Origin of the sequence: Microbacterium oryzae (assembly GCF_030406385.1) — a bacterium.
Lineage (GTDB): Bacteria > Actinomycetota > Actinomycetes > Actinomycetales > Microbacteriaceae > Microbacterium > Microbacterium oryzae_A.
The window spans coordinates 20,387-38,448 of the sequence record NZ_JAUEPM010000004.1 but is presented as its reverse complement, the minus strand read 5'-3'; the positions used below and the strand labels follow the sequence as shown (position 1 = coordinate 38,448).

Genomic DNA, 18,062 nt, shown 5'->3' with positions numbered 1-18,062 from the left:
ACCCTGCCGAGGCGAGGTGTCGTCGTGGTGAACGCCAGGCGAACAGCACAGCGCCCCGCGACCGAGACGGCCGCGGGGCGCTGTGGTCGGGCGTTCCCGTTACGCGTGCGTGCGGCGTCGCAGGGCGACGAGCAGTGCGCCGCCGAGGACGAGCACGCCGGCGCCGCCCGCGAGGAGGCCCGTCATGTCGCCGTCGGTGGGGATGAGCTCCTGGTCGGGCTCGCGCGTGGGCGGCGTCGTCGGCTGCGGCTGAGCCGTCGGCTGCGCGGTCGGCGGGGCCGTCGGCTCAGCGGTGGGCTCGACGGTGGGCTCCGGCGTGGGAGACGGCGCGGGCTCCTCGAAGGCCACCGCGCGGCCGAGTGGAGCCGGGTCGACGACATCCAGCGCGGCGAAGTAGTCGACGGTCGCGGAGAGGTCGATGAGGCCGGTGTCGGCGGTGCCGGTGCCCTCGAGGAAGGCCGTGAAGCCGTCGCCACCCGACGAGACGAACGAGTTCGTCGTCACCAGGAAGCTGTCCTCGGGTGCGATCGCCTCACCCTCGAACGTCATCGACACGACGTGCTCGCCCGCGGGCGCATCGTCCACGTATTCGTATGAGAGACCATCCGAGATGCCGAGGTGGAGCTTGGGCCGCTCGCTGCCCGGCTGCCACTGCTGCTCCAGCAGCTCCTCGAGCTGCGCGCCCGTGAGGGTCGTGGTCGTCAGCGTGTTGCCGAAGGGCTGCACGGCCGCGACCTCCTCGTAGGTGACCGTGCCGTCCTCGCCGTAGAGCAGGTCGTCGCGCAGACCGCCCGGGTTCATCACCGCGATGTCGGCCGGGGCGCCGCCGTAGTTCTCGTACTCCGTCGTGGACCACAGGTAGATGTCGGCGACGAGGTTGCCCATGCTGGACTCCACGCCGCGGTCGTCGCCGGGAGGGTTCCCGCCGCGCAGGATGTCGCCGCTGATCTGCCCGACGACCTCCTGACCGAGCACGTCGGCCTCCGCGGCTGCGTCGTCGACGATCGCCTGCACGTCCTCATCGGCGGGGAACTGCGGGACGTCGATCTCCTCGCCGTTCTCGTCCGTTCCCGGAATCGCGAGGTCGACGGTCGATCCGGCGATGGAGACGAGCTCGCTCGTGCTCGCGTCGACCTGGATGTCGAGGGCTCCGAGCGTCGTGCCGTACTGGTGCGCGGAGATGACGGGGCGACCGTCGACGTCGCAGCTGTACAGCTGGTGCGTGTGGCCCGAGACGATCGCGTCGATGTCGGCCGAGGCGCCACGGATGAGGTCGCCGTACTCCGACTGCTCGTCGGCGAGGGCGGCGCAGTCCTCGCCGGCGGCACCGGAGTGGGTCAGCAGCACGATGACGTCGGTCTCGTCGGCGATCTCCGCGGCGACGCGGTTCGCGGCCTCGAGCTGGTCGCCGAAGTCGAGCTCGGAGATGCCGGCCGGGCTGACCAGCGTCTCGGTGTCGCTCGTGATGGTGCCGATGAAGCCGACCCGGACCCCGTCCACCTCTCGGATGGCGTACTCCTGCAGGGCGGGATCGGTCGTGCCGGCAGCGTAGACGTTGGCCCCGAGCGCGTAGTCGCCGCTGCCGTAGCGCGGAATGACCCGGTCGCGGAGGTCTGCGAAGCCCTGGTCGAACTCGTGATTGCCCACCGCGCTGAGATCGAGCTGCGCCGCGACGAGGGCGTCGATGGTCGGCTCGTCGTCCTGGATGAAGGACGTGAACGTCGAGGCGCCGATGTTGTCGCCAGCCGACGCGAAGATCGTGTTCGGGTTCTCGGCCTTGAACTGCGCGACCGCGCCGGCCAGCACCGCGGCGCCGACCTCGTCGCCGTTCGCCTCGATCCGGCCGTGGAAGTCGTTGATCGTGAGCACCCGGATGGCCGTGGTGGTGTCGGGTTCGACGGCGGCGTTCGCGGCCGCGGGGAGGAACGCGAGCGCGCACGCGGCCGTCACGGCCGTCGCGCCCATCGCGCGTCTGGGGAAGGGAGATGGCATCGTCGTCCTCTGGTCGGGGTGAAGGATGGCGCACGGGGCGCACAGGAGACATCCTGCCGACTCGGAGGAGATTTGGGGAGAGCGAGTTCTCCCGGCGCTCAGGCCTCCGCGCGACCGGCGGCGTAGCCCTCGGCGTACGCCTCGTCGGCGCCGAGGCGGAACATGTCGCGCTCGCCCGTCCGGACGATCGAGCGCGCACCGGGGAGGTCGAGCTCGCCGACGAGGTCCGCTCTGCCGCGCACGACGGCCACGGGGAGCCCGGTCGCCTTGCGCTTGACGAGGTCCGCCGCCGCGCACAGCTCATCGGCGACGCACGGGAGGGTCACCACGAGCGGGCGGCCCTGCGCGTCGACCTGACCGCGCAGATCGTCGAACACGTGCACGCCGCCCGCGCCGATCGCGTGGTCGGTCTGCCCATCGCGCCACGCGCGCCCGAGGGTATCGGAGATCAGCACGCCGATCCGCACGCCGAAGCGCTCACGCAGCGCGGCCGCCAAGGCCCGTGCCGAGGCGTCGGGGTCCTCGGGCAGCAGGAGGACGGTGCCCTCGGGGGTGTTCGAGGCATCCACGCCCGCCGCAGCGGAGACGATGCCCAGCCGGTTCTCCACGATCCGCGTCGTATGCCCTGAGGGGGACACGCGGGAGGCGACGACGCGGACCGTCTCCCGGGTGATCGCGTCCTCACGGTCGTCCGCGATCACGAAGCGACCCTCCGCCTTCGAGACGACCTTGCTCGTCACGACGAGGATGTCGCCATCCGCCACCGTCTCGTGCGACGACGCGAGAGCGTCGCCCACGATCGCGCGCAGGTCGTCCCCCGAGCGCACCTCGCCGATGCCCTCGAGGGCCCAGACCTGGAGCACGCCGGATCAGCGCGAGTAGCGCACCTCGGTGAGAATCTCACCGAGGAACGGCTCTTCGCGGCGTGCGCCGTCCAGACGCAGGTTGCGCTTCTCGTAGAAGTCCCGCGCGCCGGGGTAGCGCTCGGCGAGCCAGAGGTACAGCGGCTCGTCGGGCTCGACGACGGCGTCGAAGAGGGCGCGGCCGATGCCCTTCCGGTGCCAGGAGTCCAGGAGGTAGACGAAGTAGAGCTCGCGGGGAGCGGGGGCATCCGCGTCGCGTGCAGGGCCTGACCCGGCGAAGCCGATGATCTCGCCGTCGACGAGGGCGGCCGCCATCCGGTACTCGGGGCCGAGCGCGGTGTAGTGGGTCCACAGCTCCGCGAGGCGGCGCGGCGAGACGTTCTCGAGCGTCGCGCTGCTGATGAGCTGGTCGTAGGTCTCGTGCCAGACCTTCGCGTGCACCCGTCCGAGCGCTTCGACGTCGACGTCGCGAACGGGCCGGATGAGCACTTCGGTGTGCATGTGGGGGGACATGCCGTCAGAGTACGCGCGGCCCGAGGCGGGACGAAATCGAGCCGTCACCCGGATGGCCGGAGCATTGTGCGACGTCGACAAGGGGCACGAGGTGGCGGCTCGCGAGGGGTAGCGTCGGCCCTCGTGAACGTCTTCTGGCGAACCCTCCTCGTGATCCTGCGCGCCCGGCTGCGCGCCCGCGCCGGCCTGCGCCCCCTCACGGAGGTGCACCGCATCCGCGTGCGGGTGCTGCCGACCGACATCGACGTGCTCCGGCACCTCAACAACGGCCGGTACCTGTCGCTGTTCGACCTCGGCCGCTGGGACATGCTGGAGCGCACGGGGCTCACCCGCATCTTCCGCGGGCGGCGGTGGTACGCGGTCGTCTCGAACGAGACGATCACGTTCCGCCGCTCCCTGAAGCTCTGGCAGCGCTTCGACCTGGAGACGCGTTGGATCGGACACGACGACCGCGCGCTGTACATGGAGCACCGCGCCGTCGTCGACGGCGAGATCCATGCGCGCGCGATCGTCCGCGCGCGCATCCTCGGGCCCGAGGGGCCGGTCTCCCACGACGACCTGTTCCAGGCGGTGGATGTGCCGCAGGGGCTTCCCGACGTGGACGACTGGCTGCACGCATGGGCCGAGGCATCCGCGCTGCCCTCGGCGCGGCGCTCGGCGCCGAGCGTCTGGGACTGAGGCACTTCGGGAGGAGATGTGCCGTCGAGAGGAGGTACTGCTGCGGAAGCGTCCTCCGCAGTGCGCATCTCCTCCCGAACGCCGCGGCGTTCGGCGCCGAGCGTCTGGGACGACTGACGCCGCGTTCTCATGGGGCGCGCGGGGTGCGCGTGGAAGAATGAAGCAGGCGTGCCCGGGTCGTGGCTTCCCATAGCTCCGCCGGGCCTCTGGACAGCGTCCGCCGCCCGTTATCGCAACGAGGAGCGAAATGTCCGACACGATCACCGCACCCACCGAGTCCCGCGCGCGCACCCAGCACAAGCGCCGCTACCTCATGTGCCGTCCCGAGCACTTCACGGTGTCGTACTCCATCAACCCGTGGATGGAGCCGACCCGCCCGACCGACACCGTGCGCGCGGTGCAGCAGTGGCAGACGCTCTACGACACGTACCGCGAGCTGGGCCACGAGGTCGAGCTCATCGACGCGCTGCCGGGCTACCCCGACATGGTCTACACCGCCAATGGCGGCTTCGTGATCGACGGCGTCGCCTATGCGCCGAGCTTCCGCTTCGCCGAGCGCCAGGGCGAGGCGCCCGCGTTCATCGACTGGTTCCGCGCGAACGGCTACGAGACCGTCCTGCCCGAGGAGGTCAACGAGGGCGAGGGCGACTTCCTCCTCGCCGGCGACCTCATCCTCGCCGGCACCGGCTTCCGCTCCACCGGCGACAGCCACGCCGAGGTCGGCCGCGTCTTCGGCCGCGAGGTCGTGAGTCTCAACCTCGTCGACCCGCGCTTCTATCACCTCGACACCGCGCTCAGCGTGCTCGACCCGGTGCAGGACGACGCGACCGGCCCGGCGAACATCGCCTATCTGCCTGGCGCCTTCGACGACCGCAGCCGGGCCATCCTCGAGGAGCGATTCCCCGATGCCATCCTCGTCTCGGATGAGGACGGCGCGGTGTTCGGCTTGAACTCCGCCAGCGACGGGTACAACGTCTTCATCTCGCCGCGGGCGACGGGCTTCGAGGCGCAGCTGCGCGAGCGCGGGTACAACCCCGTGCTGATCGACCTGTCCGAGCTGCTCCTCGGCGGCGGCGGGATCAAGTGCTGCACGCTCGAGCTGCGAGGCGCGAAGTGACCGACGTCGCCACCGTGACCGCTTCCCACGTCGCGCACAACTACCATCCGCTGCCCGTCGTCCTCGCGACCGGCGAGGGCGCCTGGGTGACGGATGTCGAGGGCAAGCGGTACCTCGACATGCTCGCCGGGTACTCGGCGCTGAACTTCGGGCACCGGCACCCGAAGCTCGTCGCAGCCGCGCAGGAGCAGCTCGAGCGGATCACGCTCACGAGCCGCGCGTTCGAGAACGACCGCCTCGAGGCGTTCGCGGCGGCGCTCGCGGAGCTCTGCGGCAAGGACCTCGTGCTGCCGATGAACACGGGCGCGGAGGCCGTCGAGACCGGCATCAAGGTCGCCCGCGCGTGGGGATACCGCGTGAAGGGGATCGCCGAGGGGCGCGCGAAGATCGTCGTCGCGCACGGCAACTTCCACGGGCGCACCACGACGATCGTCGGCTTCAGCGACGACCCCGAAGCGCACGACGGCTTCGGTCCGTACGCGCCGGGGTTCGTGGCGGTGCCGTTCGGCGACGCCGACGCGCTCGCCGCCGCCATCGACGACGATACCGCCGCCGTGCTCATCGAGCCGATCCAGGGCGAGGCGGGCGTCGTCATCCCCGAGAGCGGCTACCTGCGTCGCGTGCGCGAGATCACCAGCGAGCGGAACGTGCTCCTCATCGCCGACGAGATCCAGTCGGGTCTCGGACGCGTGGGGGAGACCTTCGCGTGCGACCGCGAGGGTGTCGTGCCCGACGTCTACCTGCTCGGGAAGGCGCTCGGCGGCGGCATCCTGCCGGTCTCGGCCGTCGTCGCCGATTCCGACGTGCTGGGCGTCATCCGTCCCGGCGAGCACGGCTCGACGTTCGGCGGCAACCCGCTGTCCGCCGCCGTGGCGCACCGCGTCGTGGAGCTGCTGGCGACCGGCGAGTTCCAGAAGCGCGCGCAGCTGCTCGGCGAGCACCTCCGCGAGAAGCTCGAGGGCTTCGTCGGCAATGGCGTCACCGCCATCCGCGTCGCGGGTCTCTGGGCCGGGATCGACATCGACCCCGCCGTCGCCACCGGGCGCGAGGTCGCCGAGGCGCTCATGGCGCGCGGCGTGCTCGTGAAGGACACGCACGGTCAGACGATCCGGATGGCCCCGCCCCTCGTCGTGCGCGCCACCGAGCTCGACTGGGCGCTCGAGCAGCTGCACGTCGTACTCGGCCGCTAACACGAAGCGGGGCCATCCGGGTCCGGATGGCCCCGCTTCGTGTTCAGCCGCGCGCGGCGGCGAGCTGCGACTCGAGGTGGAACACCTCGGGGAACTGCTCGGAGTTCTGGTCCGCACGGCCGTCGAGCGCGACGAAGAACGGCGCCATCGACTCCTCCCAGCGTGCGGCGACCTCGGACGCCGCGAGGTACGCCTGCGAGGCCGCGTCGTCGTCCGTCTCGTAGAAGCCCACGAGCTCCCCGCCGCCGACGTGGAAGATCGAGTAGTTCCGACGCCCGGACGCGGCGATCTCCTCGAGCATCTCCGGCCACACCGGGCTGTGCCGCTCGATGTACTCGTCGAGCATCTCCGGCTTCACGCGGAGGCGGAAGCAGACGCGCTGCGGGGTGGTGTCGGTGCTCATACGGGCCTCTCTCACGGTGAAGACCATCGTAAGCACGGCGTCAGGGGCGGCCGTCGGCCATCCGCTCGTCGTCCTCGTCCATGCGGATGGCTGTGGTCTGGGCGACCTGATCGCTGAACTCCTCGGGTGCGACGGTGGGCGTCGCCCTCGTGATGATCTCCAGGGGCCGGGTCTCCTCGAGCGCGACGCCGAAGCGGTGCCCGCTCTCGCGGTGGAGGCGTCCGGAGCCGAGCACCCACGCGAGCCCGATGAGGCAGGCGAGGAGGCCGGCGACGCCGCCGAGGGTGATCGCCGCGCGCGGACCGAAGGTGTCCGCGACCCACCCCGCGATCGGCGCGCCGATCGGGGTCGAGCCCATGATCACCGCCATGTAGAGCGCGAGCACGCGGCCCCGGAGGGCCGGGTCGGAGTTCGTCTGCACGTACCCGTTCGCGGTGGTGAGCATGGTGACGGTGCCGAACCCGACGAAGACGAGCAGGGCGGCGTACGTCCAGTAGCTCGGCATCATGGCCGAGACGATCGACGCGACGCCGAAGCCGCCGGCGGCGAACATCACCACGCGGAGGCGGGCGCGCTCGCGACGGGCGGCGAGCAGCGCGCCGGCGAGCGAGCCGATCGCCAGCACCGAGCTCAGCACGCCGTAGCCGTCGGCCTGGCGCCCGAACTCGAGGGCCATCGTCGAGGCGAAGATCGGGAAGTTCATGCCGAACGCGCCCACGAGGAACACCATCGCGAACGCCACCATGAGGTCGGGGCGGCGCGAGACATAGCGGAAGCCGTCGGCGAGGCGCGCGGCCCCCTGCCTGCGCACCCGGGGCACGAGCTCGCGCGTGCGCATGGCGAGAAGCGCGACGATCATCGCGAGGAAGGTCGCGGCGTTGAGGAAGAACACCCAGCCGCTGCCGACCGCGACGATGAGCAGGCCGCCGACGGCGGGGCCGATGAGCCGCGCCATGTTGAACGACGCGGAGTTGAGGGCGACGGCGTTGGCCGCGTACCGGCGCTCGACGACGTCGGAGACGAACGCCTGCCGCGCGGGGCTGTCGAAGGCATTGGCGATGCCGAAGCCGAGCGCGAACAGCAGCATGAGGGGGAGCGTCATGACCCCGGCGAGCAGCAGCGCGCCGACCGCGATCGCGAGGAGGAGCAGCGCTGACTGGGTGACGACCAGCAGGCGTCGCCGGTCGAAGCGGTCGGCGACCCAGCCCGTGACGCTCACGAGCACGAGCGGCGGGCCGAACTGCAGCGCCATCGTCGCGCCCATCGCGGTCGCGTCGTTGTTCGTCAGCTCCGTGAGGACGACCCAGTCCTGCGCGGTGGACTGCATCCATCCGCCCACGTTCGAGATGAGCGCGCCGAGGAACCAGATGCGGTAGTTGTACGACGCGAACGACCGGAACATCGCGTTCATCGCTCCACCTCCCTCATGATGATCGCGGCGGCTCGCCGCAGGATCTCCCGGTCGTCACCGTCGAGCCCCGACAGGACCTTCGACAGCCACTCGTCGCGCCGCCGGACGGTCTCGTCGACGACGCGACGGCCGCTGTCGGTGATGACGATGTCGACCTTGCGGCGGTCGGTGCCGTTCTCCGTGCGGCTGAGGTGGCCGAACTCCTCGAGGCAGTTGACGGTGCGGTTCATCGACGGCGCGGTGACGCCCTCGCGTTCGGCCAGAGCCGAGAGGGTGTGCGGCCCGTGCAGCTTGAGGGCCACCAGTACCGCGAACTGCCCGTCGGTCATGTCCGACACCGCGCGCTGCTGCTTGAGGCGGCGGGACAGGCGGAAGACGGCGGCGCGCAGCTCGGAGGCGTCGGCGGAGAGCTTCGAGGATGCGGATTGCTTAGCCATGTCAATCATTAGCATAGCTCATTAGCAATGCTAAGGGAAGGGGTGTGTAGGATCGCCGCATGCCGGAGTTCGCCGACGCGCACGGCGTCGTCATCGTCTACGACGTGCACGAGCCCGAGGGGCAGCCGCGAGGCGTGGTGCAGGTGCTGCACGGCGTCGGCGAGCACGCCGGGCGGTACGCCGCCCTCGCGGCGGCGCTCACCGCCGCGGGCTACGTGGTCTATGCCGACGACCACCGCGGGCACGGCCGCACGGGCATGCGCCAGCACGGCGAGGCGGCGAAGCTCGGCCGACTGGGCGTGGGCGGCCACCGAGCGGCCGTCGATGCGGTGTGGCAGCTGAGCCAGCGGATCCGTGCGGAGCGCCCGGGGCTGCCGCTCGTGCTGCTCGGTCACTCGTGGGGATCCTTCCTCGCGCAGATCCTCTTCGACGCGCACCCGGAGGCGTACGACGGCGTCATCCTCGTCGGCTCCTCGCTGCGCTGGCCGGGGTCGCTCAACGCCGGCGATCTCAACGCGCGGTGGAAGGCCGTCGGCGCCACGGGCGTCGAGTGGCTCTCGGTCGACCCAGCCGTGCAGAAGGCGTTCCTCGACGATCCGCTCGCGGTGAACACGCCGCTGCTCAAGCTCTTCGGCCCCGCCGAGGCGGCGCGGCTGTACGGTCGGCCGCGGCGCGACCTCCGGCAGCGGGCGGGGCGGGACGTGCCGCTCCTCCTGCTCGTCGGGCGCGACGACTCGGTCGGCGGGCCCCGCGGCGTCCACCGCCTCGCCCGCGCCTACCGGGAGCGCGCGGGGATGTCGGATGTGACGATGCTCGTCTACGACGGACGCCACGAGATCCTCAACGAGCCGGTGCAGGGGCAGGTGCGCGCGGACATCCGCGCCTGGCTCGACGCGCGCATCCCTGCCCGCTCCTAGCCGCGCAGCTCCCGGCCGGCGCAGGGGAGGGACGACGTAGGCTGGTCGGGTGCATGGCGAGTACAAGGTCCCCGGTGGAAAGCTCGTGGTCGTCGACCTCGAGGTCGAGGCCGGGAGGATTTCGTCCTTTCACCTCGCTGGCGACTTCTTCCTGGAGCCCGACACCGCGCTCGAGGACATCAACCGCGCCGTGACCGGCCTGCCCGACACCGCTGAGGTGCCGACGATCGCGGCCGCCATCCGCGCGCAGCTTCCCGACGGGGTGCAGATGCTCGGCTTCACGCCCGAGGCGGTGGGCACGGCCGTCCGGCGGGCTCTCGTCACCGCATCGACCTGGAGCGACTTCGAGTGGGAGGTCATCGACGACCCCGCCGTGTCGCCCATGACGAACCTCGCCCTCGACGAGGTGCTCACCGGTCGCGTGGGCGACGGGCGCCGCAAGCCCACGCTGCGCATCTGGGAGTGGGACCAGTCGGCCGTCGTCATCGGCTCGTTCCAGTCGTACCGCAACGAGGTCGACCCCGAGGGAGCGAAGCGGCACGGCTTCCAGGTCGTGCGCCGCATCTCCGGCGGCGGCGCGATGCTCATGGGCGCCGAGCAGATCATCACGTACTCGCTGTACGTGCCGTCGTCCCTCGTCGCGGGCCTCACGTTCGCCGACTCCTACGCGTTCCTCGACGACTGGGTGCTGCAGGCGCTGCGCGAGGTCGGCATCGACGCCACCTACCAGCCCCTCAATGACATCGCGAGCCCGTCGGGCAAGATCGGCGGCGCCGCGCAGAAGCGCCTCGCCAACGGCGGCGTGCTGCACCACGCGACGCTCTCCTACGACATCGACGGCCAGGTCATGACCGAGGTGCTCCGCATCGGGCGCGAGAAGCTGAGCGACAAGGGCACGACGTCCGCCGCGAAGCGGGTCGATCCCATCCGCAGTCAGACGGGGATGGCGCGGCGCGAGATCCTCGACCGGTTCATCGCGTCGTTCCAGAAGTTCACGGGTGCCGAGCGCGGTCACGTGACGCCGGACGAGCTCGCGGAGGCGGAGGAGCTCGTGCGCACGAAGTTCTCCACCGACGCCTGGCTGCACCGCGTCCCGTGACCTCCGACATCCTCGACGGCGAGCCGCTCGCGGCGCTCACGCCGGGACGCGGCGCCGTGGCCATCCACTACGGCGACAACCTCGATGTCGCCGCCGCGCTGCCCGACGGCGCCTTCACGATCGCCTATCTGGACCCGCCGTTCAACACCGGGCGGGGGCGTGAGACCGACGAGAGCAGACGCGGCTTCTCGGTGCACGTCCCCGATGCGGCCGCGCTGGAGCCCGAGGAGCCGGTGGTCGTCGAGCTCGAGGACGGCGCGCTGTTCGGCAGCCCCGACGGCGCCGACATCGCGGCGGTCGACACCCGCGAGGCGGAGATCCGCGCGGCGTCGCACACCGGCTTCCACGGGCGCAGCTACGAGCGCGTGCGCGGGGCGCTGCGGTCGTTCGACGACCGGTTCGACGACTACTGGGGGTTCCTCATGCCCCGCATCGAGGAGGCCTGGCGCCTCCTCGCCGACGACGGCACGCTCTATCTCCACCTGGACTACCGCGAGGCGCACTACGCGAAGGTCATGCTCGACGCGGTGTTCGGGCGGGACTCGTTCCTCAACGAGCTGATCTGGGCGTACGACTACGGGGCGAAGTCCCGGCGGCGCTGGCCGACCAAGCACGACACGATCCTCGTCTACGTCAAGGATCCCGACCGCTACTGGTTCGACTCGGAGGCGGTCGACCGCGAGCCGTACATGGCGCCCGGGCTCGTCACGCGCGAGAAGGCGCGGCGGGGGAAGCTGCCCACCGACGTGTGGTGGCACACCATCGTCCCGACGAGTGGCGGCGAGCGCACCGGCTACGCCACGCAGAAGCCCGAGGGCATCCTGCGGCGCATCGTGCAGGCGTCGTCGCGCCCGGGCGACCGCGTGCTCGACATGTTCGCCGGCAGCGGGACGACGGGCGCGGTCGCCGCCGCGCTCGGCCGCGACGCCGTGCTCATCGACGACAACCCCGACGCCATCCGGATCATGGGAGATCGCATCCCCGACGCCCGGGTGGTGCTGCGCAGGCCCTAATCTGGCGGCATGCGCTTCGGAACCTTCATCCCCCAGGGCTGGCGTCACGACCTCGTCGGCATCGATCCCACCGACCAGTGGGCGACGATGCTGTCCCTCGCGGAGCGGGCGGACGCCGGCTCGTGGGAGTCGCTCTGGGTCTACGACCACTTCCACACCGTGCCCGTCCCCTCGCAGGAGGCGACTCACGAGGCCTGGTCGCTGATGGCGGCGTTCGCGGCGTCGACGAGTCGCATCCGCCTCGGCCAGATGTGCACGTGCACGGGGTACCGGAACCCCGCGTACCTCGCCAAGGTCGCCGCGACCGTCGACCACGTCTCCCGCGGGCGCGTGGAGATGGGGATCGGCGGCGGCTGGTACGAGCACGAGTGGCGCGCCTACGGCTACGGCTTCCCGAGGATCGGCGATCGCCTGCGGATGCTCCGTGAGGGCGTCGAGATCATGAAGCAGGGCTGGGAGACCGGGCAGGCCACGCTCGACGGCCGCTATTACCAGGTCGATGGCGCGATCATCCAGCCCCGACCCATCCAGCAGCCGGCCATCCCGTTCTGGATCTCCGGCGGTGGCGAGAAGGTGACGCTGAAGATCGCGGCCGAGTACGCGCAGTACACGAACTTCGCCGGCACGCCCGATGACTTCGCGCACAAGAGCGCGGTGCTGCGCGAGCACTGCGACGCGATCGGACGCGACTTCTCCGAGATCGTGCGCTCCGCGAACTACAACACCGTCATCGGCGAGACCGAGGCGGAGGTCGACGACCGTCTCGCCGCGATCGAGGCTCGGGTGCGTCCGCACCTGGGGGATGCGACGGATGGCTTCATCGGCGAGTACCGAGGAGCGGTCGCGGTCGGCACGGTGGAGCAGGTGACCGAGCGTCTCGCGACGCTCGGAGAGCAGGGACTGGCGTACGCCATCCACTACTTCCCGGAGGCCGCGTACGACCGCTCGGGGATCGAGCTCTTCGAGCAGAAGGTCATCCCCGCGCTCAGCTGAGGCTCACGCCAGCGGGATGGCCCCGTCGTAGGCGTGCAGGTCCTCTCGCGCTGCCGGGCGGGGATGGGTGAACACCCGTGACGGCGCCGTGCCCTCCGTCCACGGGCTCCAGTCCGCCGCGTGCTCGCGGACGAATCGCACCGCCGCGCCGTGGACGTCGTCGGCGAGGTCCTGCGGCGGGTCCTCGCCGGCGATCATCTCGACGCCCTCGGCATCGAGCACGTCGAAGAAGAACGGCACGTCGAGACAGTGCAGCGACCATCCGCGCACGGGGGACACCCACTCGAACCGATACGCCCACGTCCGTGCGCCGGCCGCCGCCGAACGCGCGCGGCCGATCCGGACGACGTGCCGGCGGAAGAGCGCATCGGTGACGAAGCGGCCGATCGCGGCGGGAACGCCGTGCTCTCGCCGCAGCTCCGCGTTCGCGCGCAGATACGCGCGCCGACGCTTCCACGGCAGGCCGAGGATGGCGAGCACGAGGCCGGCGGGGATCCACCGCAGCCAGGTCCGGTAGTCGTCGACGATCATCGAGAACTCGTCGTCGGTCGTGCCGAGGACGAGGGGCTTGTCGGCGCCCACGCCGTTCGCGAGCGCCCGGATGGTCGGCTCGGGGATGAGATCGCCGTCGACCACGGGCCCGAGGCGGAGCCCGCCCGACAGGACGGCCTGCGCGCCGTGCAGGTCGTGCATGCCGATGAGATCCTGCGCGGCGAGGCGCACCTCCTTCTCCGTGAGGCTCCGCCATCCGGCCACCGTGGGCTCGACGCCGCCCTCCTGCGCGACCATCCGCCCGAAGCGCTCCGCCTCGTCGGGCATGATCGCGCCGATCGTGGCCGACATCGCCCAGGCCGCCGCGAAGAGGTGCTGGGCGGCGGGCATGCCGAGGAGGGTGAGGACCGCGCCCGCACCGGCCGACTGTCCGGCGATCGTGACCTGCGCCGGGTCGCCGCCGAAGCCGCGGATGTTCCGCTGCACCCACTCGAGCGCCGCCAGCCAGTCGCGTACGCCGCGGTTGCTCGGCGCATCGGAGATCCAGCCGAAGCCGTCGAATCCGAGCCGATACGACGCGGTGACGACCACGACCCCGTCGCGGGTGAACGACCGCCCGTCGTACCAGGGGCTCGCGATGGAGCCCGACACGTACGCGCCGCCGTGGAAGTAGACGAGCACGGGCAGCGCCGCGTGCGGGTCGGTCGTCGGGGTGAAGACGTTGACGTTGAGAGTCGACGGCCCCGGCACCGACGGCTCCGGGATCAGCGTGATGCCGGTGGCGCCGCGCTGCGGGGTCGCGCCCTGGCGCGTGGCGTCGTAGACGTCCTCCCGGTACTCGGGCCGCATCGGCGCCTGGAATCGGAGGGCTCCGCGCGGTGGCCGAGCGTACGGGATGCCGAGGAACGTCGCGCACCCGTTGCGCCAGAACCCGCGCACGCGCCCCGCGTCGGTGAGCACCAGAGGCTGCTCGACGTGATCGTTCTGCGCTCCCACGAGACCAGTATGCCGGGCAGTCAGAACAGCTGCCGCCAGTTCGCACGGGCAAGGTCGAGCAGCTCGTCGCCCCGCCCGGACAGCACCGTGCGGATGGCGTAGAGCGCGAATCCGCCGACCTGGTCGGCCGTGATGGATGGCGGCAGCGAGAGCTCCTGCCGCTCGGTCACGACGTCGAGGAGGGCCGGCCCGTCGTGCGCGAGCAGCTCGGCCACGGCGTCTGGCAGCTGGTCCGACCGCTCGACGCGGATGCCCTTGATGCCGAGCGCGGCCGCCACCGCGGCGAAGTCGGGGTTGGCGAGATCGGTGCCGTACGTGACGAAGCCGGCGGCCTTCATCTCCAGCTCGACGAAGTTCAGCGAGGAGTTGTTGAAGACCACCGTCTTCACCGGCAGCTTGTTCTGCGTGAGCGTGATGAGCTCGCCGAGCATCATCGCGAGCCCGCCGTCGCCGGCGAGGGCGACGACCTGCCGGTCGCGGTCGGCGGCCTGCGCGCCGATCCCGTGCATGAGCGCGTTCGCCATGGAGCCGTGGCTGAACGAGCCGACGAGCCGGCGCCGTCCATTCATCGTGAGGTAGCGGCTCGCCCACACGACCGGGGATCCGACGTCGGCGGTGAAGACCGTGTCGTCGGCCGCCGCCTCGTCGATGAGGCGGGCGAGGTACTGCGGATGGATCGGGTGCGAGCCGCGCCGGGGAACGGCGAGCTCGTCGAGCTTCCGGCGCGTCTTGGTGTAATGATCGCGCGCGTCCTCCAGGTGGCTGCGGGAGCGGCCATCCGCCAGTCTGGGGAGGAGGGCGGCGGCGGTAGCCTTGACGTCGCCGACGAGGCCGAGATCGAGCGGATGGCGTCGCCCGAGCTGGGAGCCGCGGATGTCGACCTGGATGGTCTTCGCGTGATCGGGATAGAACTGCGGGTACGGGAAGTCGGTGCCGAGCATGAGGACGGCGTCGGCCGCGTCCATGGCGCGGTAGCCGGAAGCGAAGCCGAGGAGACCGGTCAGTCCCACATCGAACGGGTTGTCGTACTCGAGGAACTCCTTGCCGCGCAGCGCGTGGACGATGGGAGCCGCGAGCCGGTCGGCGAGGGCGACCACCTCGTCGTGCGCGCCCTGGGTTCCCGCTCCGGCGAGGATGGTGACCTTCTTCGCCCCGTCGAGGATGCGCGCCGCGCGAGTGAGCTCCTCCTCACTCGGCACCACGACAGGGTGCGTGCGCTCGATGACCGTCACGCGCTCGGATGCGGCGTCGGCGAGCGCCACGTCGCCCGGGATGACGATGACCGCGACGCCGCGCTGCTCGATCGCGGCGCGCATGGCGATCTCGAGGATGCGGGGCATCTGACTCGGGTCGGCCACGTACTCGACGTAGACGCTGCACTCGCGGAACAGCTCCTGCGGATGCGTCTCCTGGAAGTAGTTGGTGCCGATCTCGGAGGTGGGGATGTGCGCGGCGATCGCGAGCACCGGAACGCGCGAGCGCTGCGCGTCGTACAGCCCGTTGATGAGGTGGAGGTTGCCGGGGCCGCAGGACCCGGCGGCGACGGCGAGCTCCCCGGTGAGGGCGGCGTCGGCCGCGGCCGCGAAGGCGGCGGACTCCTCGTGGCGCACGTGCACCCACTCGACGGACCCGTCCTTGCGCAGAGCGTCGGTGAAGCCGTTCAGGGAGTCGCCGGGGATGCCGTACACCCGCTCCACGCCGTTCGCCTTCAGCACCTCGACGATGTTCTCTGCCACGTTGGTCATGGGTCCTGCCTCCGCTCGCGTCTGCTCCGTCGTCATCGACGTTACGCCCGATCCGGGACGTCGAGGCCGACGCGCACTGATCCTCTTGACGGCCTGAGCGGCGGTTGGGATCATCCTCGCGACGGCGTGCGACGACGGGACGATCATGGCCGATCAGCAGACTCATCCGGGCGCGCCAGCGCCACCCGAGAACGGCATGCGCAGCTTCGTGCACGTGCTCGTGAACACGGCGTTCGCGAACATCACCACGAGCTACCTGTGGTTCGGGCTCACGTTCTGGATCTACCTTGAGACCGAGAACGTCATCGCGACGGGCGTCATCGGCGGCGCGTACATGCTCTTCATCGCGCTGTTCAGCATGTTCTTCGGCACGCTCGTCGACCGGTTCCGCAAGAAGGCGGTCATGGCATGGGCGACGCTCGCCGCCTTCGTCGTCTTCTGCCTCGACGCCGTGTTCTACTTCCTGCTCGGCGAGGAGCGGATGGTCGATCTGACTCGGCCGTGGTTCTGGATCTTCGCCGTCGTGATGCTGGCGGGCGCGGTCGTCGAGCAGCTGCGCAACATCGCGCTGTCGACCACGGTCACCCTGCTCGTCCCCGTCGAGAAGCACGCGAACGCGAACGGGCTCGTGGGCACGGTGCAGGGGCTCGCGTTCCTCGTCACGAGCGTCTTCAGCGGCCTGTCGATCGGCTTCCTCGGCATGGGAGGGACCATCCTGATCGCCCTCGTCGCGATCGCCCTCTCGCTCGTGCATCTCCTGGCCATCCGCATCCCCGAGCGGGAGATCGTGCACGCGGAGGGGCAGCCGCGGTGGGTGGATGTCGCCGGCGGCGTGCGAGCGGTGCGCCTCGTCCCGGGACTTCTGACGCTCATCCTCTTCACGACGCTGAACAACCTCGTCGGCGGCGTCTACATGGCGCTGATGGACCCGTACGGGCTGGAGATGTTCTCCGTCGAGATGTGGGGCGTCTGGCTCGCGGTGACCTCCACCGGCTTCATCGTCGGCGGCATGGTGATCGCCAAGGTCGGGCTCGGGCGCAACCCCATCCGGACGATGCTCCTCATCGCGGCGTTCATCGGCCTCGTCGGCGCGGTCTTCGCCCTCCGCGAGTGGGCGTGGCTGTACATCGCGGGGATGTGGGTCTACATGTGCTTCGTGCCGGCGGTCGAGGCGGCCGAGCAGACGGTCATCCAGAAGGTGACGCCGTACGAGAAGCAGGGGCGCGTGTTCGGATTCGCGATGACGTTCGAGGCGGCGTCCGCGCCGATCACGTCGTTCCTCATCGCGCCGATCGCGCAGCTGTGGGTCATCCCGTATATGCGGTCGGAAGACGGGCAGCGACGCTGGTCGTGGCTGCTGGGTCAGGGAGACGCCCGCGGCATCGGACTGGTGTTCCTCGTGGCGGGTATCGTCGCGGTCGCCCTCGCGCTCTCCGGATTCCTGCTGCCCGCCTACCGGATGCTCTCGAAGCAGTTCATGACGGATGGCCAGGGTGCGGCCGCGAGCGAGCCTGCGTCGAGCGAGCCCGCGGCGAGGGACGGTCTCGTCTCACCGGTCGAGGCGCGGGCCGGGTTCGACGAACCCGCCCCGCCGCATCACTCTCCCGAGCGGTAGCCGCGCAGCTTCTCGGTGAGCGTGAGGAGCGTCCGCAGCTCCTCGTCGTCGAAGCACGACATGTGCTCGGCGATGCTGCGCCCGTGTGCGGCGCCGATGACGCGGAACGCGTGCGCGCCCTCCTCTGTGGCGGTGACCAGCGCGCCGCGACCGTCATCGGGATCGCTGCACTTCGTCACGAGGCCCCGCCCGACCATCCGATCGACCAGTCGTGAGACGCTGGGCTGGCTGATGAGCATGTTGGCGGTGACATCGCGCAGCCTGGCGGTCATGTCGGGCGCGCGCGTGACGGTGAGGAGCACGTCGTACTCCGCTTGCGAGAGGTCGGTGCCGATGAAGTCGCCGGAGAGCTTGCCGAACACCTCGTGCTGCGCTCGGAAGAGGCTTTCCCACGCTTCGATCGCGAGTCTTCGGTCCCCCATGCGTTCAGGGTAGCGGTCTATGCGCGCTCATAGGTCTGCTGACGCAAGTAAGGGCCGGGCGGAGAGGAAGCCGCCCGGCCCTTGTCCCTTGCACCAAGAGTGTCCTGCAATCACATGTCGGCAGCTGCCACAGCAAAACAGCTGCCGTGCGATGACTCTATAACGG

17 protein-coding genes are annotated in these 18,062 nt (G+C 70.7%); 8 read left to right on the top strand and 9 right to left on the bottom strand.

What is annotated here, in order from left to right; genetic code table 11:
- Positions 1 to 99 precede the first annotated feature (99 nt).
- The 3 genes from QWJ90_RS07785 to QWJ90_RS07775 all read right to left on the bottom strand — a co-directional run bounded on the left by QWJ90_RS07785 (position 100) and on the right by QWJ90_RS07775 (position 3,368).
- Positions 100 to 1,992 carry a 5'-nucleotidase C-terminal domain-containing protein gene (locus QWJ90_RS07785; RefSeq protein WP_290107131.1) on the bottom strand — a complete coding sequence of 631 codons (1,893 nt, stop codon included), beginning with the start codon at positions 1,990 to 1,992 and terminating at the stop codon, positions 100 to 102.
- Between the two features lie 98 nt (positions 1,993 to 2,090).
- Positions 2,091 to 2,855 carry a coenzyme F420-0:L-glutamate ligase gene (cofE, locus tag QWJ90_RS07780; RefSeq protein ID WP_290107130.1) on the bottom strand — a complete coding sequence of 255 codons (765 nt, stop codon included), beginning with the start codon at positions 2,853 to 2,855 and terminating at the stop codon, positions 2,091 to 2,093.
- Positions 2,856 to 2,861: 6 nt separating this feature from the next.
- Complete coding sequence (locus QWJ90_RS07775) at positions 2,862 to 3,368, bottom strand: GNAT family N-acetyltransferase (RefSeq protein WP_290107129.1); 507 nt, start codon at positions 3,366 to 3,368, stop codon at positions 2,862 to 2,864.
- A gap of 123 nt (positions 3,369 to 3,491) precedes the next feature.
- Here QWJ90_RS07775 and QWJ90_RS07770 point away from each other — a divergent pair, with 123 nt between their 5' ends.
- The 3 genes from QWJ90_RS07770 (at position 3,492) to rocD (ending at position 6,353) form a co-directional block, all read left to right on the top strand.
- Positions 3,492 to 4,046: a thioesterase family protein gene (locus QWJ90_RS07770; protein WP_290107128.1), complete on the top strand. Its 555-nt coding sequence runs from the start codon at positions 3,492 to 3,494 to the stop codon at positions 4,044 to 4,046.
- Between the two features lie 247 nt (positions 4,047 to 4,293).
- Entirely contained in the window at positions 4,294 to 5,163 is an 870-nt protein-coding gene (gene ddaH / locus QWJ90_RS07765; RefSeq protein WP_290107127.1) for a dimethylargininase, read from the top strand.
- Complete coding sequence (gene rocD, locus QWJ90_RS07760; protein ID WP_290107126.1) at positions 5,160 to 6,353, top strand: ornithine--oxo-acid transaminase; 1,194 nt, start codon at positions 5,160 to 5,162, stop codon at positions 6,351 to 6,353. Before ddaH ends, rocD begins: the two co-directional genes overlap by 4 nt.
- Positions 6,354 to 6,396: 43 nt before the next feature.
- Here rocD and QWJ90_RS07755 read toward each other — a convergent pair whose 3' ends face one another.
- The 3 genes from QWJ90_RS07755 to QWJ90_RS07745 are packed head-to-tail and all read right to left on the bottom strand — an operon-like array spanning position 6,397 to position 8,604.
- Positions 6,397 to 6,756, bottom strand: a complete 360-nt coding sequence (locus QWJ90_RS07755) for an L-rhamnose mutarotase (protein ID WP_290107125.1) — start codon at positions 6,754 to 6,756, stop codon at positions 6,397 to 6,399.
- 40 nt (positions 6,757 to 6,796) lie between these two features.
- Positions 6,797 to 8,158 (bottom strand): MFS transporter, encoded by a 1,362-nt coding sequence (locus QWJ90_RS07750; protein ID WP_290107337.1) that lies wholly within the window; start codon positions 8,156 to 8,158, stop codon positions 6,797 to 6,799.
- A 5-nt stretch (positions 8,159 to 8,163) separates the two neighbouring features.
- Complete coding sequence (locus QWJ90_RS07745; protein WP_290107124.1) at positions 8,164 to 8,604, bottom strand: MarR family winged helix-turn-helix transcriptional regulator; 441 nt, start codon at positions 8,602 to 8,604, stop codon at positions 8,164 to 8,166.
- Between the two features lie 59 nt (positions 8,605 to 8,663).
- Between QWJ90_RS07745 and QWJ90_RS07740 the strand changes: the two genes are divergently transcribed.
- The 4 genes from QWJ90_RS07740 to QWJ90_RS07725 are packed head-to-tail and all read left to right on the top strand — an operon-like array spanning position 8,664 to position 12,626.
- The gene (locus QWJ90_RS07740; RefSeq protein WP_290107123.1) at positions 8,664 to 9,521 is read left to right on the top strand and encodes an alpha/beta fold hydrolase; all 858 of its coding nucleotides are present in this window, start codon (positions 8,664 to 8,666) and stop codon (positions 9,519 to 9,521) included.
- 49 nt (positions 9,522 to 9,570) lie between these two features.
- Positions 9,571 to 10,620: a lipoyl protein ligase domain-containing protein gene (locus QWJ90_RS07735; protein WP_290107122.1), complete on the top strand. Its 1,050-nt coding sequence runs from the start codon at positions 9,571 to 9,573 to the stop codon at positions 10,618 to 10,620.
- Positions 10,617 to 11,633 (top strand): DNA-methyltransferase, encoded by a 1,017-nt coding sequence (locus QWJ90_RS07730; RefSeq protein ID WP_290107120.1) that lies wholly within the window; start codon positions 10,617 to 10,619, stop codon positions 11,631 to 11,633. The genes QWJ90_RS07735 and QWJ90_RS07730 overlap by 4 nt, the downstream gene beginning before the upstream one ends.
- 9 nt (positions 11,634 to 11,642) lie before the next feature.
- On the top strand, positions 11,643 to 12,626 hold the full coding sequence (locus QWJ90_RS07725) for an LLM class F420-dependent oxidoreductase (protein ID WP_290107119.1): 984 nt from the start codon (positions 11,643 to 11,645) through the stop codon (positions 12,624 to 12,626).
- A 3-nt stretch (positions 12,627 to 12,629) separates the two neighbouring features.
- Here the strand turns inward: QWJ90_RS07725 and QWJ90_RS07720 are convergent, their stop codons facing one another.
- Positions 12,630 to 14,114 carry a carboxylesterase/lipase family protein gene (locus QWJ90_RS07720; RefSeq protein WP_290107118.1) on the bottom strand — a complete coding sequence of 495 codons (1,485 nt, stop codon included), beginning with the start codon at positions 14,112 to 14,114 and terminating at the stop codon, positions 12,630 to 12,632.
- Between the two features lie 20 nt (positions 14,115 to 14,134).
- Positions 14,135 to 15,859, bottom strand: coding sequence for a ubiquinone-dependent pyruvate dehydrogenase (gene poxB / locus QWJ90_RS07715; RefSeq protein WP_290107117.1), 1,725 nt, complete (start codon positions 15,857 to 15,859; stop codon positions 14,135 to 14,137).
- Positions 15,860 to 16,004: 145 nt separating this feature from the next.
- On the opposite strand from poxB, the gene QWJ90_RS07710 reads away from it, so the two are divergent.
- Positions 16,005 to 17,474: an MFS transporter gene (locus QWJ90_RS07710; protein ID WP_290107116.1), complete on the top strand. Its 1,470-nt coding sequence runs from the start codon at positions 16,005 to 16,007 to the stop codon at positions 17,472 to 17,474.
- Here QWJ90_RS07710 and QWJ90_RS07705 read toward each other — a convergent pair.
- A complete protein-coding gene (locus tag QWJ90_RS07705) occupies positions 17,456 to 17,896 on the bottom strand; it encodes a MarR family winged helix-turn-helix transcriptional regulator (RefSeq protein WP_290107115.1) in 441 nt (146 codons plus the stop codon). The two genes, QWJ90_RS07710 and QWJ90_RS07705, sit on opposite strands and share 19 nt — an antisense overlap.
- Positions 17,897 to 18,062: the final 166 nt, after the last annotated feature.

Excerpts from the sequence above, each read along its gene's own strand:
- QWJ90_RS07755 (WP_290107125.1), bottom strand. The coding sequence starts at position 6,756 with ATGAGCACCGACACCACCCCGCAGCGCGTCTGCTTCCGCCTCCGCGTG.
- QWJ90_RS07705 (WP_290107115.1), bottom strand. The coding sequence starts at position 17,896 with ATGGGGGACCGAAGACTCGCGATCGAAGCGTGGGAAAGCCTCTTCCGA.
- QWJ90_RS07745 (WP_290107124.1), bottom strand. The coding sequence starts at position 8,604 with ATGGCTAAGCAATCCGCATCCTCGAAGCTCTCCGCCGACGCCTCCGAG.
- QWJ90_RS07775 (WP_290107129.1), bottom strand. The coding sequence starts at position 3,368 with ATGTCCCCCCACATGCACACCGAAGTGCTCATCCGGCCCGTTCGCGAC.
- QWJ90_RS07725 (WP_290107119.1), top strand. The coding sequence starts at position 11,643 with ATGCGCTTCGGAACCTTCATCCCCCAGGGCTGGCGTCACGACCTCGTC.
- ddaH (WP_290107127.1), top strand. The coding sequence starts at position 4,294 with ATGTCCGACACGATCACCGCACCCACCGAGTCCCGCGCGCGCACCCAG.
- QWJ90_RS07785 (WP_290107131.1), bottom strand. The coding sequence starts at position 1,992 with ATGCCATCTCCCTTCCCCAGACGCGCGATGGGCGCGACGGCCGTGACG.
- poxB (WP_290107117.1), bottom strand. The coding sequence starts at position 15,859 with ATGACCAACGTGGCAGAGAACATCGTCGAGGTGCTGAAGGCGAACGGC.
- QWJ90_RS07740 (WP_290107123.1), top strand. The coding sequence starts at position 8,664 with ATGCCGGAGTTCGCCGACGCGCACGGCGTCGTCATCGTCTACGACGTG.
- QWJ90_RS07710 (WP_290107116.1), top strand. The coding sequence starts at position 16,005 with ATGGCCGATCAGCAGACTCATCCGGGCGCGCCAGCGCCACCCGAGAAC.
- QWJ90_RS07750 (WP_290107337.1), bottom strand. The coding sequence starts at position 8,158 with ATGTTCCGGTCGTTCGCGTCGTACAACTACCGCATCTGGTTCCTCGGC.